The following is a 24,440-nucleotide window of genomic DNA, read 5'->3' on the forward strand; positions in this document are numbered from 1 at the left end:
TCAGGGTTCGGACGATTCGATGACGCCGCCGCCGAGGCAGACCTCGCCGTCGTAGACCACGGCCGACTGGCCGGGTGTGACGGCCCACTGCGGTTCGGCGAACGAGAGCACGACGGCCTCGCCGTCGCGGCGCAGCGTGCAGGCCGCGTCGGCCTGGCGGTAGCGTGTCTTGGCGGCCAGCGCGCCGTCGGCCGGCGGCGTGCCGGCGACCCAGGCGCAGTCGCCGGCGGCGAGCGTGCGCGACAGCAGCCAGGGGTGGTCGTGGCCCTGCACGACACGCAGCACGTTGCGCTCGAGTTCCTTGCGTGCCACGTACCAGGGCGCGTGTTCGCCGCCGCCGGACTTCAGGCCGCCGATGCCCAGGCCCTGGCGCTGGCCCAGCGTGTAGAAGCTCAGGCCGACGTGGCGGCCGACGACGCGGCCGCGTTCGTCCTCGATGTCGCCCGGCGCCTGCGCCAGGTAGCGGTTGAGGAACTCGCGGAACGGGCGCTCGCCGATGAAGCAGATGCCGGTCGAGTCCTTCTTCTTCGCGTTCGGCAGGCCGATCTCGGCGGCGATGCGGCGCACCTCGGTCTTGGGCAGCTCGCCGACCGGGAACATCGTGCGCGCCAGCTGCGCCTGGTTCAGGCGGTGCAGGAAGTAGCTCTGGTCCTTGGCCGGGTCCAGGCCCTTCAGCAGCTCGAAGCGGCCGTCGCGCTCGCGCACGCGGGCGTAGTGGCCGGTGGCGATGCGCTCGGCGCCCAGGCGCATCGCGTGGTCGAGGAAGGCCTTGAACTTGATCTCGGCGTTGCACAGCACGTCGGGGTTGGGCGTGCGGCCGGCGCTGTATTCGCGCAGGAACTCGGCGAAGACGCGGTCCTTGTACTCGGCGGCGAAGTTGACGTGTTCGAGGTCGATGCCGATGACGTCGGCCACCGCCGCGGCGTCGAGGAAGTCCTGGCGCGACGAGCAGTACTCGCTGTCGTCGTCGTCCTCCCAGTTCTTCATGAAGAGGCCGACGACCTCGTACCCCTGCTGCTTGAGCAGCCAGGCGCTGACCGCGGAGTCGACGCCGCCGCTCAAGCCCACCACCACGCGACGCTTGCCCTGCATGCGGCGGATTATCCGCGGCGCCCGCAGAGCCTGCCTTGCGCTGGTGCCGGGCACAATGCGCGCCGATGAACGATGCCGACGCTCCGTTCGAGGTCCGCGACAGCCACGTGCACGGCCTCGGCGCCTTCGCCACGCGCGACCTGCGCCGCGGCGAGCGCCTGGGTCTCTACGCCGGCCGGCGCTGGAGCGCCGCCGAGATCGAGCGCCTGGACTGGGACAACGCGCTGACCTACTTCTTCGGCCTGTCCGACGGCTCGATGATCGACGGCCGCGAAGGCGGCAACGGCACGCGCCACTTCAACCACTCGTGCGCGCCCAACTGCGCGGCCTACGAGGTGGAGGACGAAGACGGCACGCTGCAGATCGCCATCGAGGCCCGGCGCGCCATCCGTGCCGGCGAGGAGCTGTTCATCGACTACTCGCTGGACATCGGCGACGAGGACCCGGCCGACTTCGAGTGCTGCTGCGGCGCGCCGCGCTGCCGCGGCACGATGGCCGCGCCGCCGCCCCGGAAGAAGGCGCGCCGGCGCGGCTGACCCTCAGGCTGCGGGGCGGTAGCCGCGCGGGATGGCTGCCAGCAGCCGCTTCGTGTAGTCCTGCTGCGGCGCCAGCAGGATCTGCTCGGCGCTCGCCTGCTCGACCACCTGGCCGTCCTTCATCACCATCACCTCGTCGCTGATGAAGCGCACCACCGACAGGTCGTGGCTGATGAAGACGTAGGCCAAGCCGAGCTCGTCCTGCAGGTCCTTCAGCAGGTTCAGCACCTGGGCCTGCACGCTGACGTCCAGTGCCGAGACGGCCTCGTCGAGCACCAGCACCTCGGGCTCGAGCGTCAGGCAGCGTGCGATCGCGACCCGCTGGCGCTGGCCGCCGGAGAACTCGTGCGGGTACTTGCCGAAGGCGCGGCCGTCCAGGCCCACCTTCTCCAGCAGCGTGCGCGCACGCTGCTCGCGCTCGGCGGTGTCGGCGCCGATGCCGTGGATCGTCATCGGCTCGATCAGCGCCTGGCCGATCGTGAAGCGCGGGTTGAGGCTCGCGTACGGGTTCTGGAAGACGATCTGGATGCGCCGGCGCATCAGCTGGCGCTCGCGGTCGCTCAGCTTCAGCAGGTTCTTGCCGTCGAAGATGACTTCGCCGCCGGTCGGCTCGTGCAGGCGCAGCAGCGTCAGCCCCATCGTCGTCTTGCCCGAGCCCGACTCGCCGACCACGCCCAGCGTGTGGCCGCGGCGCAGCTGGAAGTTGACGTCGCGCACCGCCTTGAACTCGCGTTTGCCGAACAGGCCTTCCTTGAGCCAGAAGCTCTTGGCCAGCGAGCGCACCTCCAGCACCACCGGCGCCTCGGGGTCCTTGGCCTGGGCGGCGGCGGCCGCGCCACGGCCGGCGATGTGGTCGTCGATGACCATCAGCCGGCCCGGGTTGGTGTCCAGCGCCGGGCGGCAGGCGAGCAGCGCCTTGGTGTAGGCGTCCTGCGGCGCGGCGAAGATCTGCGCCACCGGGCCGCTCTCGCGGATCGCGCCGTGGCGCATCACGACGACGCGGTCGGCGATCTCGCCGACCACGCCCAGGTCGTGGCTGATGAACAGCAGGCTCATGCGGTGGCGCTCGCGCAGCTTGCCCAGCAGCTCCAGCACCTGGCGCTGGATCGTCACGTCCAGCGCCGTGGTCGGCTCGTCGGCGATCAGCAGCTTGGGCTCGCAGGCCAGCGCCATCGCGATCATCACGCGCTGCTGCTGGCCGCCGGACATCTCGTGCGGGTAGGCCTGCAGGCGGCGCTTGGGCTCGGGGATGCCGACCTCGCCGAGCAGCTCCTCGGCGCGCGCCCAGGCCTGGCGGCGCGTCAGCCCCAGGTGGCGCATCAGCGGTTCGGCGAGCTGCTGGCCGACGTTGAACACCGGGTTCAGCGAGCTCATCGGGTCCTGGAAGACGCAGGCGATCTCCTTGCCGCGCAGGGCCTGCAACTCGCTCAGCGAACTCTTCAGCAGATCGCGCTCGCGCCACAGGATGCGGCCGCTGCGCTCGGCGTTCTCGGGCAGCAGGTTCAGCACCGACATCGCGGTGACGCTCTTGCCCGAGCCCGACTCGCCGACCAGCGCGACGGTGGTGTTCTCGGGCACGTCGAAGGAGATGCCCTTGACGGCCTGGGCGCGCTGGCCCTGGCCCATGCGGAACTCGACCTTGAGGTCCTGGATGGAAAGCAGCGGGGTCATCGGCGGGACGGTGTCGTGCGCGGTGCTCATTCCAGCCCCCGCAGCTTCGGGTCGAGCGCGTCGCGCGCGGCGTCGGCCATCAGCGAGAACGCGGTGACGAACACCGCCATGAAGCCGGTGGCCGCGGCGAGCTGCCACCAGTAGCCCAGGATCAGGTCGCTCTGCGCCTCGGCGAGCATCGTGCCCCAGCTCACCTGGTCGACCGGCACGCCCAGGCCCAGGTAGGACAGGATGACCTCGGCCTTGATGAAGCCGACGACCAGCAGCCCCATGCGCACCAGCACGACGTGGCTGACGTTGGGCAGGATGTGGCGGAACATGCGCGACATGCGCGAGGCACCGATGGCCTCGGCGGCGCGCACGTACTCGCGGCTGGAGTGCTTGATGAACTCGGCGCGCACCTGGCGGTACATGCCGGTCCAGCCGGTGAAGCCCAGGATCAGCACGACGGTGTCGATGCCCCGTCCCAGCACCGCGGCGAAGGCGAAGATCAGCAGGATGCCCGGCACCGACTCGAAGACGTTGTAGAGCCACTCCAGCGCGTCGCCGATCTTGCCGCCGAAGAAGCCGCTGAAGGCGCCCAGCAGCGTGCCGATCGAGGTCGCGACGACGGCCGCCAGCACGCCGACGAAGACCGAGATCTGCGTGCCCTTGACGGCCTTCTCGAGCACGTCGCGGCCCAGGCGGTCGCCGCCCAGCGGCAGCGTCTCGGCCTTGGGCGTCTCCTCGGTCTTGAGCTTGGCGGCGCGTTCGGCCCACTCGGCATAACGCGGCGCCAGCGGGTCGACGTCGGACAGGTCGACGTTCGGGCCCTTGGGCGTGGCGATCGCCATCTTCTCGGTGGCTTCGGCCGGGCCCATGAAGGTCGGCGGCGCGTTGGCCACGCCCACTTCGCGCTGCCAGTCGCCGGCGACGACGCCGGCCCAGGACAGCAGGATCAGCAGCAGGAAGGCGACGACGACGACCAGCGAGGCGACGCCGACGCGGTCGCTCTTGAAGCGCCGCCAGGCGGCGTGCCAGACGCCTTCGGAGCGTTGCTGGGCCGAGTCGACGGCGGCCGGGGAAGACATGACGGCACTCACTTCAGCACCACACGCGGGTCGACGACCTTGAACATCAGGTCGGTCATCAGGTTGATCAGCATCGTCAGCACGGCCAGGTACACGGTGACCGCCTGGATCACCGGGTAGTCGCTGCGGTTGACGGCCAGCAGGACCTCGCGGCCCAGGCCGGGGATCGAGAAGAAGACCTCGATCAGGAAGGAGCCGACGAAGATGCTGGGCAGGGCCAGGCCGATGTTCGTCAGGATCGGGATCATCGCGTTGCGCAGCACGTGCTTGAACAGCACCGTGCCCTCGGTCATGCCCTTGGCGCGTGCGGTGCGCACGTAGTCCTGGCCGAGCTCGTCGAGCAGGAAGCTGCGGTACAGGCGCGTCTGCGGCGCGATGCCGACGGCCACCGCCAGCAGCACCGGCAGCGGCGCGTAGGTCAGCAGGTTGGTCAGCGTCGAGTCGCTCCAGCCCTGCACCGGGAACCAGCCCAGGCGGAAACCGAAGAAGTACTGGCCGACGATCACGTAGACCAGGAAGCTGATCGACAGCGCGACGGTCGTCACGACCATGATCGTGCGGTCGGTCAGCGAGCCGCGGCGGTAGGCCACCCACATCGCGATCGGCAGCGCCAGCAGCGTGTCGAGGATCAGGATCGGCACCATCACCGTCAGCGTCGCCGGCAGGCGGCTGGCGAACAGGCTGGACACCGGCTCGTTGGTCGCCCAGCTGTGGCCCCAGTCGAAGGTGAGGATCGACTTCACGAAGATCCACAGCTGCGTCGACCAGGGCTGGTCCAGGCCCAGCTCCTGGCGGATCGCCGCGATCTGCTCGGGGGTCGCGTTGAGGCCGCCCAGGATTTCCGCGGGATCACCGCCGAAGAACTTGAACAGCAGGAACACCAGCAGCACCACCCCGGCAAGCGTCGGGATCATCTGCCACAGGCGTCGTATCAGGTAAGCCGCCATCTGGGAATAGACGAAAAGCGGGCGCCGCTCGTGCCGGCGCCCGTGTTACAGGATGCGCGAGTGTAGGGGCGTCGCGCCAGCGCCGCCGCCGGGTCATTCCCCCGCGTCGGGGCGGGGCAAGCAGGACGCGGGCCAGCCGTCGCGGGGCACGGAGCTTGCGAGCCGGCCGGATCCCCGCCGTCGCGCGGGGGCGGCGAGCCTCCGCAAGCGGCCCGTGAGCCGTAGACTCCGCCGCTTTCGTAACCAAACACCTGCCCGATGAAACGCCTGCTCCGGTCCGCTGCGCTGGCCGCCTGCCTCCTGGCGACGGCCGTCGCCGGCGTGGCGCAGACGGACGGCCCCGCGCCGAAGACGCTGCGCTACGCGTTCCCGATCGCCGAGACCAGCTTCGACCCGGCGGCGATCACCGACCTGTACTCGCGCACCGTCGTCTCGGGCATCTTCGAGGCGCCGCTGGAGTTCGCCTTCCTCGCGCGCCCGGTGCGCATGCGGCCGAACACCGCCGCCGCGATGCCCGAGGTGTCGGCCGACTTCCGCAGCTTCACCTTCCGCATCAAGCCCGGCATCTACTTCGCCGACGACCCGGCGTTCAAGGGCCGCAAGCGCGAGCTGGTCGCCGAGGACTACGTCTACTCGATCAAGCGCCATTACGACCCGCGCTGGAAGAGCGGCAACCTCTACCTGCTCGAGGGCGCCAAGCTGCTGGGGCTGTCCGAGTTGCGCGCGCGTGCCATCAAGGAGCGCAAGCCCTTCGACTACGACCGCCCGGTCGAGGGCCTGCGCACGCTGGACCGCTACACCTTCCAGGTGAAGCTCGCCGATCCGTCGCCGCGATTCCTCTACAACTTCGCCGACTCGTCGTTCACCGGCGCACTGGCGCGCGAGGTCGTCGAGTTCTACGGCGACCGCATCGGCGAACACCCGGTCGGCACCGGGCCGTTCAAGCTCGGCGCCTGGAAACGCAGTTCGCGCATCGAGCTCGACCGCAACCCCGGCTACCGCAGCGTGCTCTACGACGAAGAGGCCCCCGCGGGCGACGAACGCCTGCAGGCCGTCGCGCGGGAGTTCAAGGGCCGGCGCCTGCCGCTCGTCGACCGGGTGCAGATCTCGATCATCGAGGAGCCGCAGCCACGCTGGCTGTCGTTCCTGAACGAGGAGCAGGACATCGCCGAGAACGTGCCGGCGGAGTTTGCCGGCGTCGCGTTCCCGAACAACGAACTCGCGCCCAATCTCGCCAAGCGTGGCGTGCTGATGCTGCGTTACCCGCGTTCGGACGTCGCGGTCTCGTATTTCGGCATGGAGCACCCGGTGGTCGGGGGTTACGAGCCGCACAAGGTCGCGCTGCGCCGCGCGATCGCGCTGGCCATCGACGTCGAACGCGAGATCCGCCTCGTGCGTGGCGGCCAGGCCATTCCCGCGCAGTCGCCGATCGGCCCGGAGGCCTGGGGCTACGACCCGGCCTACAAGAGCGAGATGGGCGACTACGACCCGGCGCGCGCCAAGGCGCTGCTGGACATGCACGGCTGGATCGACCGCGACGGCGACGGCTGGCGCGACCAGCCCGACGGCAGCCCGCTGGTGCTGGAGTACTCGACGCAGCCCGACCAGCAGAGCCGCAAGCTCAACGAGCTGTGGAAGAAGAACATGGACGCGATCGGCATCCGCATCGTGTTCAAGACCGCCAAGTGGCCCGAGCAGCTGAAGGCCTCGCGCGCCGGCAAGCTGATGATGTGGGGCGTCGGCTGGAGCGCTGGCCAGCCCGACGGCGACACCTTCCTCGCGCTGGGCTACGGCCCCAACCGGGGCCAGTCCAACCACGCGCGCTTCGACCTGCCGGCCTTCAACGCGCTGTACGAGAAGCAGTCGCTGCTGCCCGACGGGCCCCAGCGCCAGGAGGCGATGGACGCGGCCAAGAAGCTGATGATCGCCTACATGCCCTACAAGGTGCACGTGCACCGCATCTGGACCGACCTTGCGCACCCGTGGGTGGGCGGCTACAGCCGCAACATCTTCGTGCGCGAGTTCTGGAAGTACGTCGACATCGACCCGGCGGCGCAGCCGCGCCGCGGGTCATGAATCTGCCGAGACGATGAAGCTTTTCTCTTTCCTGGCCGGCGTGCTGCTGGCCTGCACCACCGCCGTGCACGCCGCCGAACCCGCGGCCGATGGCGGCCGCAAGATCCTGCGCGTCGCGTTCACGACGGCCGAGACCGGCTTCGACCCGTCGCAGATCAGCGACCTGTACTCGCGCACCGTCACGCCGCACATCTTCGAGGCGCTGTACCGCTACGACCACCTCGCGCGGCCGGTGAAGATCCGCCCGCTGACGGCCGCCGGCATGCCCGAGGTCTCGGCCGACTACAAGGTCTGGACGGTGAAGCTGCAGCCCGGCATCTACTACGCCGACGATCCGGCCTTCAAGGGCAAGAAGCGCGAGCTGGTGGCGCAGGACTACGTCTACGCCTTCCTGCGCACCGCCGACCCGGCCAACCGCAGCCAGCTCTGGAGCTGGGTCGAGACCTTCAACATCGCCGGCCTCGCCGAGTACCGGCGTGAGGTCGTGGCGCAGAAGAAGCGTTTCGACTACGACCACGTGATCCCGGGCATCCGCGCGCTGGACCGCCACACGATCCGCTTCACGCTATCCGAACCGTCGCCGCGTTTCCTGGAGAACCTGACGGCGTCGGACCTGCTGGGCGGCATCGCGCGCGAGGTCGTCGAGTTCTACGGCGACAAGATCGCCGAGCATCCGGTGGGCACCGGCCCGTTCAAGCTCAAGCAGTGGCGACGCAGCTCGCTGATCGTGCTCGAGCGCAACCCGGACTTCCGCGAGATGCACTACGACGCCGAGCCGGCGGCCGATGACGCCGAAGGCCAGGCCATCCTGGCGCGCCTCAAGGGCCGGCGCATCCCGATGATCGACGAGGTGCGCATCTCGATCATCGAGGAGGAGCAGCCGCGCTGGCTGGCCTTCCTCAACGGCCAGATCGACATGCTGGCCGGGCAGTACGGCTCGGTGCCGGGGTCCTTCGTCAACGTCGCGATGCCCAACGGCCACGTCGCGCCCAACCTCGAACGCAAGGGCATCCTGGCGGCGCAGCAGGTCAACGCCGACATCGGGATCACCTACTTCAACATGGAGGACCCGGTGGTCGGCGGCTACACGCCGGAGAAGGTGGCACTGCGCCGGGCGCTCTCGCTGGCGATGGACGTCGAGCGCGAGATCCGCGTCGTGCGCAAGGGCCAGGCGATCCCGGCGCAGTCGCAGGTGGTGCCGCACACGACCGGCTACGACCCGAAGTTCAAGAGCGAGGCCGGCGACTACGACCCGGCGCGCGCGCGTGCGCTGCTGGACATGTACGGCTACGTCGACCGCGACGGCGACGGCTGGCGCGAGCTGCCCGACGGCAAGCCGCTGGTGCTGGTCTACGCCACCCAGCCGACGCAGATCAGCCGCCAGTTCGACGAGCTCTGGCGCAAGAACATGGAGGCGATCGGCATCCGCACGACCTTCCAGACCGGCCAGTGGCCCGAACAGCTGAAGCTGGCGCGTGCCGGCAAGCTGCAGATCTGGACGCTGGGCTCGTCGGCCTCGGGGCGTGACGGCCAGAGCGCTTTCGACCGCCTGCACGGCCCGCAGGCCGGCGGCCAGAACCTCGCGCGCTTCAGCCTGCCGGCTTTCGACGCGCTGTACGACCGCATGTCGGCGCTGCCCGACGGCCCCGAACGCGACGAGCTCTTCCGCCAGGCCAAGATCCTGTCGGTGGCCTACATGCCGTACAAGCCGTCGGTGCACCGCGTCAGCACCGACATGTGGCAGCCCTGGGTCAGCGGTTTCCGCCGCCCGGTGTTCTGGAGCGAATGGTGGCACCTCGTCGACCTAGACCCGGCAATGCGCGCGGCCGCCGGCGTGAAGGTCGACTGACGCCGTCCCGGATCCCGGCCCGATACAAACGCTTACGGCGTTGGTGCGTCGGTGCGACGCCAAATGTTTCGCGATACGCCACAAAACTCGCGCTGTAAACCCGCTGTTACAACTTTGGGGCGCATTCGTGAGTGAGCTCACGATCCTCGGGCAGACTGGTAAACCTTTCTCACAGTCGCGGCGGGTGCGCTTGGGCAGACTCGCACCGCAATCGGGATCCAAAGAGACCATTCATGACGACTGACACGATCATCGTCGCGCCGATCGGCGGTCAGCGCGCCGTGCGGCGCCCGGTGTCGGAAGGGCGGGCGCTGCCCGCCCGGGCACCAGCGGTGGACGTGCCGGAGCGGGTGTTCAGAATCCGCTCCGCCGACTCCTACGTCTGCCGCCAGAGCGCGAACTCGCTGCTCAAGCAGCGTTACGCCTGGCGCGGCTACCACGCCGTGTCGCTGCCCAGCGACCAGACCACCAACCGCATCACGCTGTCGGCCACCGAGAACGACGACACCATCGGCACGATCACCGTCGCGCTCGACAGCGCCGAGGGCCTGAGCGCGGAGGACGCGTTCCCGGCCGAGATGGAGGCCCTGCGCCGCGACGGCGTCCGGGTCTGCGAGTTCACCAAGCTGGCGATCGACCCGATCTCCGGCAGCAAACGGGTGCTGGCGGCGCTGTTCCACGTCGCCTACATCGTCGCCCACCGCATCCGCGGCTACGACGCGCTGGTGATGGAGGTGAACCCCCGCCACGTGCGCTACTACGAGCGCATGCTCGGCGCACGCGTCATCGGCGAGGAGCGCCTGAACCGTTTCGTCAACGCGCCGGCGGTGCTGCTGACGATCGACTTCGCTTACATCCGCGACCAGATCGAGGCCTTCGGCGGCCGTGTCGACCTCGACGCCGACGAGCGCTCGCTCTACCCCTACGCGTTCTCGCCGCGCGAGGAGACGGGCATCATCGCCCGCCTGATGACCGCGCAGACGCCCGCTTCCGCGAGCATCAACTGAGATCGCGGCCTCAGGCCGCCGCGCGCGCGAACTGCTGGATGGCCTGTGCCGGGATCGCGCCGCTGTGGCGGTGCGTCTCGCGCCCGTTCTCCAGCCGGATCAGCGTCGGGATGCTGCGGATGCCGAAGCGCGTCGAGAGCTGCGGGTTGTCGTCGCTGTTGACCTTGACCAGCAGGGCGCGCCCGGCGAGTGCTCGGCCGGCCTGCTCGAAGGCCGGCGCCATCGCCCGGCACGGGCCGCACCACGGTGCCCAGAAGTCCACCAGCACCGGCACGGTGCTCGAGCCGACCGCGGCGTCGAACTCGGCGTCGCCCAGTTCGACCGGGCGCCCGTCGAGCAGCGGACGGCCGCAGCGGCCGCAGTTCGGCGCCTCGCCCAGGCGGGCGGCGGGCAGGCGGTTCATGGCCTCGCAATGCGGGCAGCGCAGGTGCAGCGGGTGATCCATCTCCGTCAGATGAGGACGGCCTGCCGCGACGTCAAGGGCGGCGTGGCCGCCTCCTAGAATCCGCCGATGCCTTCTTCGCTGGCGCAGCGCGCCGCCGCGCTGCACCGCCTCGCCGTCGTCACCCTGCTCGGGTTCGCCTCGGGCCTGCCGCTGGCGCTGACCGGCCAGGCGATGCAGGCCTGGCTGACGGTCGACGGCATCGACCTGGCGACGATCGGCTTTCTCAGCCTCGTCGGCCTGCCCTACACCTTCAAGTTCCTGTGGGCGCCGCTGATGGACCGCTTCGAGCTGCCCGGCCTGGGGCGGCGGCGCGGCTGGCTGGTGCTGACGCAACTCGCGCTGGCCGGCGTGCTGTTCGCGCTGTCGACGACCTCGCCGTCGGACTCGATCCGCGCCTTCGCGCTGCTGGCGGTGCTGGTGGCCTTCGTCTCGGCCTCGCAGGACGTCGTCATCGACGCCTACCGCACCGACCTGCTGCAGCACCGCGAGCGCGGCCTGGGCGCGTCGCTGAACGTGATGGGCTACCGCCTGGCGATGATCCTGTCCGGCGGCATCGCGCTGATCTGGACCGACCCCGCCCAGGGCGGCGGCTGGTCCTGGCCCGAGGTCTACCGCCTGATGGCCGGCCTGATGGCGGCGCTGGCGGTGCTGTCGGCGCTGGCGCTGCCGCGGCTGAAGACCGCGCCGCGCCAGGCCACGCTGGCGCGCAACGACCTCGTCGGCTTCTTCGCCGTGCTCGCCGCGGTGGCCGCCGGCGCGATGCTGACCGACCGCTTCGGCGCCGGCGTGGCGCAGGCGCTGTTCGGTGGCGTTCTGGCTGCGAGTTCGATGGCGCCGGCACTGCAGACGCGCTGGCTCGAGCTGGCCGTGTTGATGATGGGCCTGGCGTTCACGTTGCCGCTGGCTGCCTGGGCGGCGCGCGCGGCGCGCTTCGAGACCCTGCTCGGCGGCCTGCGCAGCTACTTCTCGCAGCGCGGCGCCGCGGCCTTCCTGCTGTTCATCGTGCTCTACAAGCTCGGCGACGCCTTCGCCGGCTCGCTGATGACGCCGTTCCTGCTGAAGGCGATGGCCTTCGGCTCGGCCGAGGTCGGCGTCGTCAACAAGCTGATCGGGCTGTGGCTGACGATCGCCGGCGCGCTCGTCGGCGGCGCGCTGATGCTGCGCCTGGGCCTGTGGCGCTCGCTGCTCGTCTTCGGCGTGCTGCAGATGGCGAGCAACCTCGGCTTCTGGTGGCTGGCGGTGCACGGCAAGGGCGCGATGCCCGGGCTGCTGATTCCGGCCTTCGACTGGGGCTTCGTGCGCCTGGCGCAGCCGACGCCGGTCGACGGTGGGCTGCTGATGGTGGTCGCTTTCGAGAACATCTCCGGCGGCATGGGCACGGCGGCTTTCGTCGCCTTCCTGATGAGCCTGTGCAACCAGCGTTTCACGGCGACGCAGTACGCGCTGCTGTCGGCCTTCGCCGCGGTCGGCCGCGTCTGGGTCGGCCCGCTGGCCGGCGTGCTGGCCGAGAGCATCGGCTGGCCGACCTTCTTCATCCTCAGCACGGTGCTTGCGGCGCCGGCGCTGGTGATGCTGGTCTGGCTGCGCGACAGCGTGCGCGCGCTGGAGTTCGATCCCGCCGCGCCGGTGCCCGCCGACGACTGAGCCGGGCCCGCGCTCCTAGAATCCGCCGACGGAACCCCGGCGCTGGCGACCGGGTCCGACACGCCATGCCGAACACCTTCGAAACCGACGCCCGGATCGACCTGCCCCCGATGCTGCACGCGATGGGCTGCAGCTGCGCGCTGCACCGCCGGCGCCTGTTCACGACAGCGCTGGCAGCCGGCGCCGGCGCTGCGCTCGCCGGCCCGGCGATGGCCCAGGACGGCGTTCGTGGCGACGTCGGCGGCGAGTCGAAGTTCGCCAAGCTGGTGCCGGCCGAGGACGTCGAGAAGGCCGCCGCCCAGCAGTACGAGCAGATGCTGCGCGAGGCGCGCGCGGCCAAGGCGCTGGCGCCGGCCGACCACCCGCAGCTGGTGCGCCTGCGGGCCATCGCCGACCGCATCGTCCCGTACGCCCAGCCCTGGAACCGGCGCGCCGCGAACTGGAAGTGGGAGATCAACCTCATCGGCAGCAAGCAGCTCAACGCCTTCTGCATGCCGGGCGGCAAGATCGCCTTCTATCTCGGCATCCTCAAGGAGCTGCAGCTCAGCGACGACGAGGTCGCGACGATCATGGGCCACGAAGTCGCGCACGCCCTGCGCGAGCACGCCCGCGAGCGCATGGGCAAGACCGCGGCCACGCGCATCGGTGCCGGGGTGCTCAGCGCGCTGCTCGGCCTGGGCCAGACCGGCGACACGCTGCTCAACATGGGCGGCCAGCTGCTGACGCTGAAGTTCAGCCGCGAGGACGAGTCCGAGGCCGACATCGTCGGCATGGACCTGGCGGCGCGTTCGGGCTACGACCCGCGCGCCGGCGTCTCGCTGTGGAACAAGATGATCCAGGCGAACAAGAACGCGCCGCCGGAGTTCATGTCGACGCACCCTTCGGGGCCGACGCGCATCGCCGACATCCAGTCCAAGCTGCCCAAGGTGATGCCGCTGTACGAGCGCGCCGCCAAGCCGGCGCGCAACTTCGGCCCGCCGGCGCGCGCCTAGGCGCGCCGCGCCGTCAGGCGCCGTCCGACGCGCGGTCTCGCGGCCAGCGTTCCATCGGCTCGAAGACCACGCCGCGCAGCGCCGGCACCATCGGCGGCAGCAGCGCGACCATGCGCACCAGCGCGCGGATGCTGCGTGCGCCGGTCTTCTCGCGGATGCTGCCGATCTGGGTGCGCACCGTGGAGATGCGCACGCCCTGGTGCTCGGCGAACTTCTGCGGCGCCACGCCGGCGCACAGGGCCTCGAGCACCCGCGTCTCGGCCGGCGTCAGCCGGTGCGCGCGCGCGAAGCCGCGCACCGAGAGGTCCTCGCAGACCTGGCGCTTGCACAACAGCAGCATCGTCGCCGGCTGGCCGTCGAGCGCGTCGGCCGCCAGCGGCACGACCGCCAGCGTGACGCGCTCGCCGCTGGCGCCCAGCGTCAGCATCTCGCGCGTGCCGCGCTGCATGGAGTCGGAGACCGCGGTGGCCAGTCGCGCGGCGTCTTCGGGCAGCACCGCCCCGATGCGCCCGGCGGTGATCTGCAGCGGGTGGCTGTCGTCGAGTTCGCTCAGCGCGCGGTGGTTGCGCCAGCGCACGATGCCGGCGGCGTCGATCAGCACGAGGCCGTAGTCGATCTCGTCGAGCATCAGGCCCAGGCAGCGGGCCCAGCCGCCGGTCGGGGTGCGCTCGGTCATCGAGCGCGGCAACAGAGCGGGCGTTGCGGAGCGTGCAGCAGGCTGCCGGTCGAGCATGGTCATCGCCTTTCGTCGGTCGTCCAAACGAGGGCGGGCAGGCGGTGACTTCCTCCCGAGGAAATGTGCGTCCCGGGCGGGTCATGCTTGCAGGCTCTGCGGCCCTGCTTCCCGCCTCTTGTCGCGCGGCCATTCTGCCGTTGGTCAATCGCCTTTGTTTGACCTGTGTCGTGTCGCGGGCCCTGCGACACTGACTTGAACGAGCGCCAGCGGCGCCGATCAGAGGCAGAAGTCGTAGTCGATCGTCAGCGGCGCGTGGTCCGAGAAGCGCTGCGCCAGGAAGATCTGTTCGCGCCGCGCGGTCTCGGCGAGCGCCGGCGTGGCCAGGTGGTAGTCCAGCCGCCAGCCGACGTTCTTCGCCCAGGCCTGGCCGCGGTTGCTCCACCACGTGTACTGCTCGGGCTGCGGGTTGAGGCGGCGGAAGACGTCGACGACGCCGCTGTCGAGCAGCCGCGTCATCCAGGCCCGCTCCTCGGGCAGGAAGCCGCTGTTCTTCTGGTTGCCGCGCCAGTTCTTCAGGTCGATTTCCTTGTGCGCGATGTTGACGTCGCCGACGAGGATGAACTCGCGCTCGGCCTTCAGCGCCATCAGGTGCGGCTGCAGCAGGTCGAGGAAGCGGTACTTGGCGGCCTGGCGCTCCTCGCCGCTGGAGCCGCTGGGGAAGTAGCAGCTGATGATCGACAGCTTGCGCCCGGGCTTGTCGAAGCGCAGCTCGATCCAGCGGCCCTCGGCGTCGAACTCGCCGCCGTCGAAGCCGACGACGACGTCGCTGGGCTCGTGGCGCGTGTACAGCCCGACCCCGGAGTAGCCCTTCTTCTGCGCGAAGTGGAAGTGGCCGTCGAGGCCGCCCACCCGTTCGAAGCGTCCAGCCACGTCGGCGGCTTGCGCCTTGACCTCCTGCACCCCCATACAATCGGCGGCCGCTGCCTCGGCCCAGTCGAGAAATCCTTTGCTCGCGGCCGAACGGATGCCGTTCAGGTTGAGCGTGACCAGTCGAAAACCCAAGGGATGACCTCCATGAACGCCCCCGACGCCCTGGCGCAAGAATTCGTGAAGTTCTCGGTCGAGGCCGGCGTGCTGCGCTTCGGCGAGTTCCGCACGAAGGCCGGGCGGCTGTCGCCCTACTTCTTCAATGCCGGGCTGTTCAACGACGGCGCCAGGCTGGGCCGTCTCGCTTCATTCTATGCACGCCGTCTGGTGGCCAGCGGGCTCGAGTTCGACATGCTCTTCGGCCCGGCCTACAAGGGCATCACGCTGGCCGCGGCGATCGCCATCGAGCTGGCGCGCGAAGGCCGCAACCTGCCTTTCGCCTACAACCGCAAGGAAGCCAAGGACCACGGCGAAGGCGGCACGCTGGTCGGCGCGCCGGTTGCCGGGCGCGTGCTGATCGTCGACGACGTGATCTCCGCCGGCACCTCGGTGCGCGAGTCGATCGCGATGATCCGCGCCGCCGGCGCGACGCCCTGCGGCGTCGCGATCGCGCTCGACCGCCAGGAGAAGGCGACCGACGCCGACGGGCGCGACGCCGAACTCTCGGCCGTGCAGTCGGTGCGCTCGCAGCTCGGGCTGGACGTGGTCGCGATCGCGACCCTGGCCGACCTGCTGGCCTACCTGCGCTCCGGCGCCGACCCCGCGCTCGAGCAGTACGCGCCGGCCGTGCAGGCCTATCGCGAGCGCTACGGGGTCTGAATGGCCAGGGCCGGGCGTCTCGCTTCCACTCGCGGCCTCGCGCTGACCGGCGCCGCGCTGCTGGCCGGCTCGGTGCTGGCGGCACAGGGGGGGCGTCCGGCCGAGGGCATCTACACCTGCGTCGACGACGCCGGCCGCAAGATCACCTCGGACCGCCCGATCCCGGAGTGCATCGCCAAGGAGCAGCGGCTGCTCAACCGCGACGGCTCGCTGCGCCGCGTCGTGCCGCCGACGCCGACGGCCGACGAGCGTGCCGAGATCGAGGCACGCGAGCGCCGTGCGGCCGAGGCGCGCGCTGCCCAGGCCGACGCGGTGCGCCGCGACCGCAACCTGATGGCGCGCTACCCCAACGAGGAAGCGCACCGGCGTGCGCGCGAGGCCGCGCTGGACACCGTGCGGGTGGCGATCCGGGCTTCCGAGCAGCGGCTGGCGATGCTCGCCGCCGAGCGCAAGCCGCTGACCGAAGAGGCCGAGTTCTATCCCGCACGCCCTCTGCCGCCCAAGCTGCGCCAGTCGCTGGACGCCAATGACGCCGCCACCGAGGCGCAGCGCACGGCGATGGCCAACCAGGAAGCCGAGCTGGTGCGCGTGAACCGGCTGTACGACGCCGAACTGGAGCGCCTGCGCCGGCTGTGGGCCGGCGCCCGGCCCGGCACGCTGGGCCCGATGCCGGCCGAGCCGGCATCGGCCGCGGCGCGCTGAGCCTGGACATGGGGTGCCGGAAGGCGCCCCATGCCTGCCGAGTCCGGCTCAGCCGCCGAGCTTGCGGCGCAGCAGCTCGCTGGCCTGGGCCGGGTTGGCCTTGCCCTTGCTGGCCTTCATGACCTGGCCGACGAGCGCGTTGAAGGCCTTGTCCTTGCCGGCGCGGAATTCCTCGACCGACTTGGTGTTGGCGGCCAGCACCTCGTCGACGATCTTCTCCAGCGCGCCGCTGTCGTTCATCTGCTTGAGGCCCTTGGCCTCGATGACCGCGTCGACGTCGCTAGCCTCGCCGTTCCACAGCGCGTCGAAGACCTGGCGCGCGCCGTTGTTGGACACCGTGCCGTCGGCGATGCGGCCGATCAGCGCGGCCAGCGTCTGCGGGCCCACCGGCGCGGCGTCGATCGCCCCGCCCTCGGCGTTCAGCCGCTTGCTGACCTCGCCCATCAGCCAGTTGGCGACCAGCTTGGGCTGGCCGCAGCCGTCGCGCGCCGCTTCGTAGTAGCGCGCGAAGGCCAGGCTCTGGGTCATCATCGCCGCGTCGTAGGCCGGCAGGCCGTCGTCGCGCTGGAAACGTTCGGCCATCACCGCCGGCAGCTCGGGCATCGCGGCGCGCACCCGCTCAACCCAGTCGGGCGCGATGACCAGCGGCGGCAGGTCGGGGTCGGGGAAGTAGCGGTAGTCGTGCGCGTCTTCCTTGCTGCGCATCGCCCGCGTCTCGCCGGTGTCGGGGTTGAACAGCACCGTGGCCTGCTCGATCGCCAGGCCGTCTTCCAGCCGGTCGATCTGCCACTGGACCTCGAAGTCGATGGCCTGCTGCAGGAAGCGGAAGCTGTTGAGGTTCTTGATCTCGCGGCGCGTGCCGAAAGGCTCGCCGGGGCGGCGCACCGAGACGTTGGCGTCGCAGCGGAAGCTGCCTTCCTGCATGTTGCCGTCGCAGATGCCCAGCCAGACGACGAGCGCGTGCAGCGCCTTGGCGTATTCCACCGCTTCGGCCGAGCTGCGCAGGTCGGGCTCGGAGACGATCTCCAGCAGCGGCGTGCCGGCGCGGTTCAGGTCGATGCCCGACTGGCCGTGGTAGTCCTCGTGCAGGCTCTTGCCGGCGTCTTCCTCGAGGTGGGCGCGGGTCAGCCGCACCGAACGCTTCTCGCCGTCGAGCAGGAAGGACACGCTGCCGCCCTGCACCACCGGGATCTCGTACTGGCTGATCTGGTAGCCCTTGGGCAGGTCGGGGTAGAAGTAGTTCTTGCGCGCGAAGATCGACAGCGGCGCGACCTTGGCGCCGACGGCCAGGCCGAAGCGGATCGCGCGTTCGACGGCGCCGCGGTTGGCCACCGGCAGCGTGCCGGGCAGCGCCAGGTCGACCGGGCAGGCCTGGGTGTTGGGCTCGGCGCCGAAACGTGTCGAGGCGCCGCTGAAGATCTTGCTCTCGGTGGAGAGCTGGGCGTGGGTCTCGAAGCCGATGACGACTTCGTAGCCGCGGATGAGGGGGAAGGTCGCCATCGCGTCAGAACCCGGCCGGGGCGCGGGTGTGGAAGTCGGTCGCTTGCTGCAGCGCGTGGGCGGCGTGCAGCAATCGGCCTTCGTCGAAGTAGTTGCCGACGAGCTGCAGGCCGACCGGCAGGCCGTGGGCGCCGGTGCCGGCCGGCACGCTCATGCCCGGCAGGCCGGCCAGGCTGGCCGGCAGCGTGAAGATGTCGGCCAGGTAGGCCTGCAGCGGGTCGCCCTGCTCGCCGAGCTGCCAGGCGACGGTCGGCGCCACCGGGCCGGCGATCAGGTCGCAGTCGCGGAAGGCGGCCTGGAAGTCGTCGGCGATCATGCGGCGCAGCTTCTGCGCCTGCAGGTAGTAGGCGTCGTAGTAGCCGTGGCTCAGCACGTAGGTGCCGATCATGATGCGGCGCTTGACCTCGGGCCCGAAGCCCTCCGCCCGCGTCTTCTTGTACATGTCGAGCAGGTCGGTGTACTGGGCTGCACGGTGGCCGAACTTCACGCCGTCGAAGCGCGACAGGTTCGAGCTCGCCTCGGCCGGCGCGATGATGTAGTAGACCGGGATCGACAGCTCGGTGCGCGGCAGGCTGACGTCGACCAGCGTCGCGCCCAGCTTCTCCAGCTCGGCGAGCGCGCCGCGCACGGCGGCGGCGACGTCGGCCGACAGGCCTTCGGGGAAGAACTCGCGCGGCAGGCCGATGCGCAGGCCGGCCAGCGGGCGCGTGGCGCTGGCGCCCTCGCGCGCGGCGAGCATCTGGGCGTGATAGTCCTGCGGCGGGCGTTCGGCGCTCGTGGCGTCGCGTTCGTCGAATCCGCTCATCGCCGACAGCAGCAGCGCGCAGTCCTCGGCCGAACGCGCCATCGGGCCGGCCTGGTCCAGGCTGGAGGCGAAGGCGATCATGCCGTAGCGCGAGCAGACGCCGTAGGTCGGCTTGATGCCGGTGATGCCGCAGAAGCTGGACGGCTGGCGGATCGAGCCGCCGGTGTCGGTGCCGGTGGCGGCGGCCACCAGGCGCGCGGCCACCGCCGCGGCCGAGCCGCCCGACGAGCCGCCGGGCACACGCGTCGTGTCCCAGGGGTTCTGCACCACGCCGAAGGCGGAGTTCTCGTTGGCCGAGCCCATCGCGAACTCGTCGCAGTTGAGCTTGCCCAGCGTCACCGTGCCGGCGGCCTTCAGCCGCGCGACGACGGTGGCATCGAAGGGGCTGCGGTAGCCGGCCAGCATCTTCGAGCCGGCGGTGCTCGGCTGGTCCGTCGTGACGAAGATGTCCTTGTGGGCGATCGGCACGCCCGCGAGCGCCGGGGCGTTGCCGGCGGCGAGCGCGGCGTCGGCGGCGCGCGCGGCGGCCAGCGCACCGTCGGCGTCGACCGCCAGGAAGGCGCCGAGCGAACGATGCGCGTCGGCGCGCGCCAGCAGCGCCTGCACGAGTTCGACGCTGGAGAACTGCTTGGCGCGCAGCGCGCGGGCGGTTTCGGCGACGCCCAGCCGGTGCAGTGCGGCGCTCATTCGATCACCTTCGGCACGAGGAACAGGCCGTCCTCGACGGCCGGGGCGCTGCGCTGGTTGGCCTCGCGCTCGTTGCTCTCGGTGACGCGGTCCTCGCGCAGGCGCAGCGCGACGTCCTGCACCGCCGACAGCGGCGTGTACAGCGGCTCGACGCCGCTGGTGTCGACCGCGCTCATCTTCTCGACGATGCCGAAGAAGTCGTTGAGCTGCGCGAGCATGCGCTGCTCTTCGTCGGGCTGAAGCTCGAGCCGCGCCAGATGCGCGATGCGGCTCACGTCCTGCGGTGTGAGGGCCATGGAAACAGGTGCAAATGGGCGCTTGCCCAAGGGCAAGCGCGGGGGGTGATCAGGTATTATCTATGGTTACCCCACATGCCTCGTCGGTAGCCGGCCGTGCGACCGCGTCGCCCGCGCTCCAGGCGCCAAGGCCCCGCCTTTCGATCCAGCCGCCTCCCGACCGCCGTCTCCCCACATGTTCGCCTCCCTGCGTCGCTATTTCTCGACGGACCTCGCGATCGACCTCGGCACCGCCAACACGCTGATCTACGTGCGCGGCAAGGGGATCGTGCTCGACGAGCCGTCCGTCGTCGCCATCCGCCACGAAGGTGGCCCGAATGGCAAGAAAACCATCCAGGCCGTCGGTGCCGAAGCCAAGGCCATGCTCGGCAAGGTGCCCGGCAACATCGAGGCCATCCGGCCCATGAAGGACGGCGTCATCGCCGACTTCACGGTGACCGAACAGATGTTGAAGCAGTTCATCAAGATGGTGCATCCGCGGTCGATGACACGGCCCAGCCCCCGGATCATCATCTGCGTGCCCTGCGGTTCGACCCAGGTCGAGCGCCGCGCGATCCGCGAGTCGGCGCTGGGCGCCGGCGCCTCGGACGTCTACCTGATCGAGGAACCGATGGCCGCAGCCATCGGCGCCGGCCTGCCGGTGTCCGAGGCCTCGGGCTCGATGGTCGTCGACATCGGCGGCGGCACGACCGAAGTCGGCGTGATCTCGCTCGGCGGCATGGTCTACAAGGGCTCGATCCGCGTCGGCGGCGACAAGTTCGACGAGTCGATCATCAACTACATCCGCCGCAACTACGGCATGCTGATCGGCGAGCCGACGGCGGAAGCGATCAAGAAGAACATCGGCAGCGCCTTCCCCGGCTCCGAGGTCAAGGAGATGGAGGTCAAGGGCCGCAACCTCTCCGAAGGCGTGCCGCGCAGCTTCACGATCAGCTCCAACGAGATCCTCGAGGCGCTGACCGACCCGCTGAACCAGATGGTCAGCGCGGTGAAGAACGCGCTCGAGCAGACGCCGCCGGAACTCGGTGCCGACATCGCCGAGCGCGGCATGATGCTCACCGGCGGCGGCGCGCTGCTGCGCGACCTGGACCGCCTGCTCGCCGAGGAAACCGGCCTGCCGGTGCTCGTCGCCGAAGACCCGCTGACCTGCGTCGTGCGCGGTTGCGGGATGGCGCTGGAGCGCATGGAGCGCCTGGGAAGCATCTTCACGTCCGAGTGACGGCGTGAACCCCTGCGACGCGTGTCCCCGCACGGCCGGCCGGCCGTTGGGCGCGCGCCGCCTGTCCTGACCCGCCGCGAGCCGACATGCCGCTGGGTACGCTCGACCGCACGCCGCCGCCCTTCTTCCGCCAGGGCACCCCGGCGCTGACCAAGCTCGTCTTCTTCTCCGCGCTGGCCTTCTTCCTGATGGTCGCCGACGTGCGGCTGCGCATTGCCGATCCGGTGCGCGAGGCGATCGCCATCGTGCTGCTGCCGGTGCAGCGGGCGCTGGCGGTGCCGGTCGAACTGGTTTTCGGCGGCGCCGACTACCTGCGCGGCCTGGAGGCCGCACGCGCCGCCGAGCGCGAGGCGCAGGCGCAGCTGGCGCTCAGCGCCGACCAGCTGGCGCGTGCCGGCGCGCTGGCCGCCGAGAACGCCCGGCTGCGCGCGCTGCTGGACCTGAAGCCGGCGCTGGCGGTGCGCTCGCAGGCCGCCGAGGTGCTGTACGACGCTGCCGACCCGTACTCGCGCAAGGTCGTCATCGACCGCGGCCAGGCCCAGGGCGTGGTCGCCGGCTCGCCGGTCGTCAACCAGCACGGCGTGCTCGGCCAGGTCACGCGCGTCTTCGCGCTGACCTCCGAGGTCACGCTGCTCGTCGACAAGGACGCCGCGATCCCGGTGCTCAACGTGCGCACCCAGCAGCGCGGCGCCGCCTTCGGCGTCGCCGGCGGCATGGAGCTGCGCTTCACCTCGGCCAACGACGACGTGCGCGCCGGCGACGAGCTGCAGACCAGCGGCATGGACGGCGTCTACCCGCCGGGCCTGCCGGTGGCCAAGGTGGTGGCGGTCGAACGGCGCTCGGAATCGGGCTTCGCGCGCATCACGCTGGCGCCGGCGGCGGGCAGCGACGGCGTGCGCCACGTGCTGGTGCTGGAGCCGCTGGCGGCGATGCTGCCGCCGCGGCCCGAGCCGGCGCCGGCGGCGCCCGAGGTCGCGCGGCGCAAGGGGAGCGGCCGCCGATGATCATGCCCCGCGGCTCCGACCAGCTGCTGCTGCCGGTCAACCCCTTCTTCATCGCGCTGACGCTGCTGCTGGCCTTCGCCTTCATGCTGCTGCCGTTCGGGCGCCACCCGGCGATCCCGGACCTGCTCGCCGTGGTGCTGGTGTTCTGGGCCGTGCACCAGCCGCGCCGCGTCGGTGTCGGCGTCGGCTTCTTCTTCGGCCTGCTGCTGGACGTGCACCAGGGCGCGCTGCTCGGCCAGCACGCGCTGGCGTACTCGCTGCTGGCTTATGCCGCGACCCTCGTGCATCGCCGGCTGCTGTGGTTCGGGGTCGTCGAGCAGGCGCTGCAGATCGCGCCGCTGTTCTTCGCCGCCCACCTCGTCGCGCTCGTCGTGCGCCTGGCCGCCGGCGGCATGTTCCCCGGCTGGTGGATGTTCCTGGCGCCGGTGATCGAGGCCCTCGTCTGGCCGCTCGTCACGATCGTGCTGCTGGCGCCGCAGCGCCGCGCGCCGGATCCGGACGAGAATCGGCCGCTGTGACCGAGATCAAGGACCTCGAGCTCGAACTCGGGCGTTTCCGTGCCCGGCTGATCGCCGCCGCGGCCTTTGTTCTCGTCGCTTTCGGCCTGCTCGCCGCGCGCCTGGTGTACCTGCAGGTGGTGCGCCACGACGAGCTGGCGACGCAGGCCGAGAACAACCGCATCGCCGTCGTGCCGACCGTGCCCAACCGCGGCCTGATCGTCGACCGCAACGGCGTCGTGCTGGCCACCAACTACTCGGCCTACACGCTGGAGATCACGCCGTCGCGCATCGGCGACGTCGAGCTCGACGAGCTGATCGACCGCATCGCCGAGCACGTCGAGATCCAGCCCCGCGACCGCCGCCGCTTCAAGCGCCAGCTCGAGGAGAGCAAGGGCTTCGAGTCGCTGCCGATCCGCACCAAGCTCAGCGACGAGGAGGTGGCGCGGTTCCTGGCCCAGCGCTTCCGCTTCCCGGGCGTGGACGTCAAGGCGCGGCTGTTCCGCCAGTACCCGCTGGGCGAGGTCGGCGGCCACCTGCTGGGCTACATCGGCCGCATCAACCAGGCCGAGAAGAAGGCGATGTCCGACTGGCCCGAGGAGCAGCAGGACAACTACCGCGGCACCGAGTACATCGGCAAGCTCGGCCTGGAGCAGAGCTACGAGCGCGAGCTGCACGGCACCACCGGCTTCGAGGAGGTGGAGACCAGCGCCAACGGCCGCGCCGTGCGCCGCCTGGCCAGCCACCCGCCGACGCCGGGCAACAAGCTCGTGCTGTCCATCGACATCAAGCTGCAGGCGCTGGTCGAGCAGCTGTTCGGCGAGCGCCGCGGCGCACTCGTCGCGATCGACCCGCGCAACGGCGAGATCCTGGCCTTCGTCAGCAAGCCGAGCTTCGACCCCAACCTGTTCGTCGACGGCATCGACGTCGAGAGCTGGCGCGAGCTCAACGAGAGCATCGACCGGCCGCTGCTCAACCGCGCGCTGCGCGGCACCTACCCGCCGGGCTCGACCTACAAGCCGTTCATGGCGATGGCCGCGCTGCAGTCGGGCAAACGCAGCGCCTCGACGGTCATCCAGGACAACGCCAGCTGGACCTTCGGCAACCACACCTTCCGCAGCCACGGCGACATCGCGCTCGGGCCGGTGGACATGCACCGCGCGATCGTCAAGTCCAGCAACGTCTACTTCTATTCGCTGGCCAACGAGATGGGCGTGGACCTGATCCACGACCTGATGGCGCCGTTCGGCTTCGGCCAGCGCACCGGCATCGACCTCGAGGGCGAGGTCACCGGCGTGCTGCCGTCCACCGACTGGAAGCGCCGCGCCTACAAGCGCGCCGACCAGCAGCGCTGGTACGCCGGCGAGACGATCTCGCTGGGCATCGGCCAGGGCTACAACCACTTCACGATGCTGCAGATCGCCAACGCGATGGCCACGCTGGCCTCCGGCGGCCAGCGCTACACGCCGCACCTGGTGCGCGAGGTCGAGGACGTCATCACGCGCGAACGGCGCCAGGTCGCCGCCCAGCCGCGCGAGCCGCTGGCGCTCAAGCCCGAGAACGTCGCCGTGGTGATGCGCGCGCTGCAGGGCGTGGTGCTGGAGGGCACCGGCGCCGGCGCCTTCGCCGGGGCGCCGTACACCAGCGGCGGCAAGACCGGCACGGCGCAGGCGGTGACGATCCGCTCCAACGAGAAGTACAACGCCGCCAAGCTCGAGGAGCACAAGCGCGACCACGCGCTGTACACCGCGGTGGCGCCGATGGAGGCGCCGCGTGTGGTGCTGGCGGTGATCGTCGAGAACGCCGGCTTCGGTGCCGCGTCGGCGGCGCCGATCGCGCGGCGCGTCATCGACTACCTGCTGCTCGGCCAGTACCCGAGCGAGGAGGACCTGGCCGCGGTGCGCAGCGGCCGCTCCGGCGCGCCGCTCGGCACGCCGCGGCGCGCCGAGGACGTGCCGCTGCCCGGCCAGGGCCCGATC

22 protein-coding genes are annotated in these 24,440 nt (G+C 70.7%); 12 read left to right on the forward strand and 10 right to left on the reverse strand.

Annotated elements, in window-relative coordinates; translation table 11 throughout:
* The gene (gene mnmA, locus RBXJA2T_RS07510; RefSeq protein WP_009856740.1) at positions 1-1,092 is read right to left on the reverse strand and encodes a tRNA 2-thiouridine(34) synthase MnmA; all 1,092 of its coding nucleotides are present in this window, start codon (positions 1,090-1,092) and stop codon (positions 1-3) included.
* A 65-nt stretch (positions 1,093-1,157) separates the two neighbouring features.
* Here mnmA and RBXJA2T_RS07515 point away from each other — a divergent pair, with 65 nt between their 5' ends.
* Positions 1,158-1,628: an SET domain-containing protein gene (locus tag RBXJA2T_RS07515; RefSeq protein ID WP_009856741.1), complete on the forward strand. Its 471-nt coding sequence runs from the start codon at positions 1,158-1,160 to the stop codon at positions 1,626-1,628.
* A gap of 3 nt (positions 1,629-1,631) precedes the next feature.
* On the opposite strand, the gene RBXJA2T_RS07520 is transcribed toward RBXJA2T_RS07515, so the two are convergent.
* The 3 genes from RBXJA2T_RS07520 to RBXJA2T_RS07530 are packed head-to-tail and all read right to left on the reverse strand — an operon-like array spanning position 1,632 to position 5,316.
* Positions 1,632-3,299 (reverse strand): ABC transporter ATP-binding protein, encoded by a 1,668-nt coding sequence (locus tag RBXJA2T_RS07520; RefSeq protein WP_029718396.1) that lies wholly within the window; start codon positions 3,297-3,299, stop codon positions 1,632-1,634.
* 26 nt (positions 3,300-3,325) lie between these two features.
* Positions 3,326-4,369, reverse strand: a complete 1,044-nt coding sequence (locus RBXJA2T_RS07525) for an ABC transporter permease (RefSeq protein ID WP_009856743.1) — start codon at positions 4,367-4,369, stop codon at positions 3,326-3,328.
* An 8-nt stretch (positions 4,370-4,377) separates the two neighbouring features.
* Complete coding sequence (locus RBXJA2T_RS07530; RefSeq protein WP_029718395.1) at positions 4,378-5,316, reverse strand: ABC transporter permease; 939 nt, start codon at positions 5,314-5,316, stop codon at positions 4,378-4,380.
* A gap of 258 nt (positions 5,317-5,574) precedes the next feature.
* Between RBXJA2T_RS07530 and RBXJA2T_RS07535 the strand changes: the two genes are divergently transcribed.
* From RBXJA2T_RS07535 to RBXJA2T_RS07545, 3 genes are all read left to right on the forward strand, one after another.
* Positions 5,575-7,392 (forward strand): ABC transporter substrate-binding protein, encoded by a 1,818-nt coding sequence (locus RBXJA2T_RS07535; protein ID WP_009856745.1) that lies wholly within the window; start codon positions 5,575-5,577, stop codon positions 7,390-7,392.
* Positions 7,393-7,405: 13 nt separating this feature from the next.
* On the forward strand, positions 7,406-9,241 hold the full coding sequence (locus RBXJA2T_RS07540) for an ABC transporter substrate-binding protein (RefSeq protein WP_009856746.1): 1,836 nt from the start codon (positions 7,406-7,408) through the stop codon (positions 9,239-9,241).
* Positions 9,242-9,474: 233 nt separating this feature from the next.
* Positions 9,475-10,248 carry an N-acyl amino acid synthase FeeM domain-containing protein gene (locus RBXJA2T_RS07545; protein ID WP_009856747.1) on the forward strand — a complete coding sequence of 258 codons (774 nt, stop codon included), beginning with the start codon at positions 9,475-9,477 and terminating at the stop codon, positions 10,246-10,248.
* A 10-nt stretch (positions 10,249-10,258) separates the two neighbouring features.
* Here the strand turns inward: RBXJA2T_RS07545 and trxC are convergent, their stop codons facing one another.
* Positions 10,259-10,693: a thioredoxin TrxC gene (gene trxC, locus RBXJA2T_RS07550; RefSeq protein ID WP_009856748.1), complete on the reverse strand. Its 435-nt coding sequence runs from the start codon at positions 10,691-10,693 to the stop codon at positions 10,259-10,261.
* Between the two features lie 66 nt (positions 10,694-10,759).
* Between trxC and RBXJA2T_RS07555 the strand changes: the two genes are divergently transcribed.
* Both RBXJA2T_RS07555 and RBXJA2T_RS07560 read left to right on the forward strand, forming a co-directional pair.
* Positions 10,760-12,337, forward strand: a complete 1,578-nt coding sequence (locus tag RBXJA2T_RS07555; RefSeq protein ID WP_009856749.1) for an AmpG family muropeptide MFS transporter — start codon at positions 10,760-10,762, stop codon at positions 12,335-12,337.
* Between the two features lie 65 nt (positions 12,338-12,402).
* Positions 12,403-13,329, forward strand: a complete 927-nt coding sequence (locus RBXJA2T_RS07560; RefSeq protein WP_009856750.1) for a M48 family metallopeptidase — start codon at positions 12,403-12,405, stop codon at positions 13,327-13,329.
* 13 nt (positions 13,330-13,342) lie between these two features.
* Here the strand turns inward: RBXJA2T_RS07560 and RBXJA2T_RS07565 are convergent, their stop codons facing one another.
* Together RBXJA2T_RS07565 and RBXJA2T_RS07570 are read right to left on the reverse strand one after the other, a co-directional pair.
* Complete coding sequence (locus RBXJA2T_RS07565; protein ID WP_230247138.1) at positions 13,343-14,005, reverse strand: helix-turn-helix transcriptional regulator; 663 nt, start codon at positions 14,003-14,005, stop codon at positions 13,343-13,345.
* A gap of 276 nt (positions 14,006-14,281) precedes the next feature.
* Entirely contained in the window at positions 14,282-15,067 is a 786-nt protein-coding gene (locus tag RBXJA2T_RS07570; protein WP_029718393.1) for an exodeoxyribonuclease III, read from the reverse strand.
* Positions 15,068-15,079: 12 nt separating this feature from the next.
* Here RBXJA2T_RS07570 and pyrE point away from each other — a divergent pair, with 12 nt between their 5' ends.
* Both pyrE and RBXJA2T_RS07580 read left to right on the forward strand, forming a co-directional pair.
* Complete coding sequence (gene pyrE, locus RBXJA2T_RS07575) at positions 15,080-15,751, forward strand: orotate phosphoribosyltransferase (protein WP_138938810.1); 672 nt, start codon at positions 15,080-15,082, stop codon at positions 15,749-15,751.
* The gene (locus tag RBXJA2T_RS07580) at positions 15,752-16,453 is read left to right on the forward strand and encodes a DUF4124 domain-containing protein (protein WP_009856754.1); all 702 of its coding nucleotides are present in this window, start codon (positions 15,752-15,754) and stop codon (positions 16,451-16,453) included.
* A gap of 48 nt (positions 16,454-16,501) precedes the next feature.
* Here the strand turns inward: RBXJA2T_RS07580 and gatB are convergent, their stop codons facing one another.
* Genes gatB through gatC form a run of 3 tightly spaced genes read right to left on the reverse strand, consistent with a single transcriptional unit; the run spans position 16,502 to position 19,741 of the window.
* Positions 16,502-17,953: an Asp-tRNA(Asn)/Glu-tRNA(Gln) amidotransferase subunit GatB gene (gene gatB, locus RBXJA2T_RS07585; protein WP_009856755.1), complete on the reverse strand. Its 1,452-nt coding sequence runs from the start codon at positions 17,951-17,953 to the stop codon at positions 16,502-16,504.
* Positions 17,954-17,957: 4 nt separating this feature from the next.
* Positions 17,958-19,445: an Asp-tRNA(Asn)/Glu-tRNA(Gln) amidotransferase subunit GatA gene (gene gatA, locus RBXJA2T_RS07590; protein ID WP_009856756.1), complete on the reverse strand. Its 1,488-nt coding sequence runs from the start codon at positions 19,443-19,445 to the stop codon at positions 17,958-17,960.
* Complete coding sequence (gene gatC / locus RBXJA2T_RS07595) at positions 19,442-19,741, reverse strand: Asp-tRNA(Asn)/Glu-tRNA(Gln) amidotransferase subunit GatC (protein ID WP_009856757.1); 300 nt, start codon at positions 19,739-19,741, stop codon at positions 19,442-19,444. The genes gatA and gatC overlap by 4 nt, the downstream gene beginning before the upstream one ends.
* Before the next feature lie 175 nt (positions 19,742-19,916).
* Between gatC and RBXJA2T_RS07600 the strand changes: the two genes are divergently transcribed.
* The 4 genes from RBXJA2T_RS07600 to mrdA all read left to right on the forward strand — a co-directional run.
* Complete coding sequence (locus tag RBXJA2T_RS07600; protein ID WP_009856758.1) at positions 19,917-20,960, forward strand: rod shape-determining protein; 1,044 nt, start codon at positions 19,917-19,919, stop codon at positions 20,958-20,960.
* Positions 20,961-21,046: 86 nt separating this feature from the next.
* Entirely contained in the window at positions 21,047-21,964 is a 918-nt protein-coding gene (gene mreC / locus RBXJA2T_RS07605) for a rod shape-determining protein MreC (protein ID WP_009856759.1), read from the forward strand.
* Positions 21,961-22,482 (forward strand): rod shape-determining protein MreD, encoded by a 522-nt coding sequence (gene mreD, locus RBXJA2T_RS07610; protein WP_009856760.1) that lies wholly within the window; start codon positions 21,961-21,963, stop codon positions 22,480-22,482. Before mreC ends, mreD begins: the two co-directional genes overlap by 4 nt.
* The coding region (gene mrdA, locus RBXJA2T_RS07615) for a penicillin-binding protein 2 (RefSeq protein WP_009856761.1) at positions 22,479-24,440 on the forward strand (1,962 nt) is incomplete at its 3' end. The genes mreD and mrdA, both read left to right, overlap by 4 nt.

The sequence above is a fragment of the Rubrivivax benzoatilyticus JA2 = ATCC BAA-35 genome (assembly GCF_000190375.1).
GTDB classification, from domain to species: domain Bacteria; phylum Pseudomonadota; class Gammaproteobacteria; order Burkholderiales; family Burkholderiaceae_C; genus Rubrivivax; species Rubrivivax benzoatilyticus.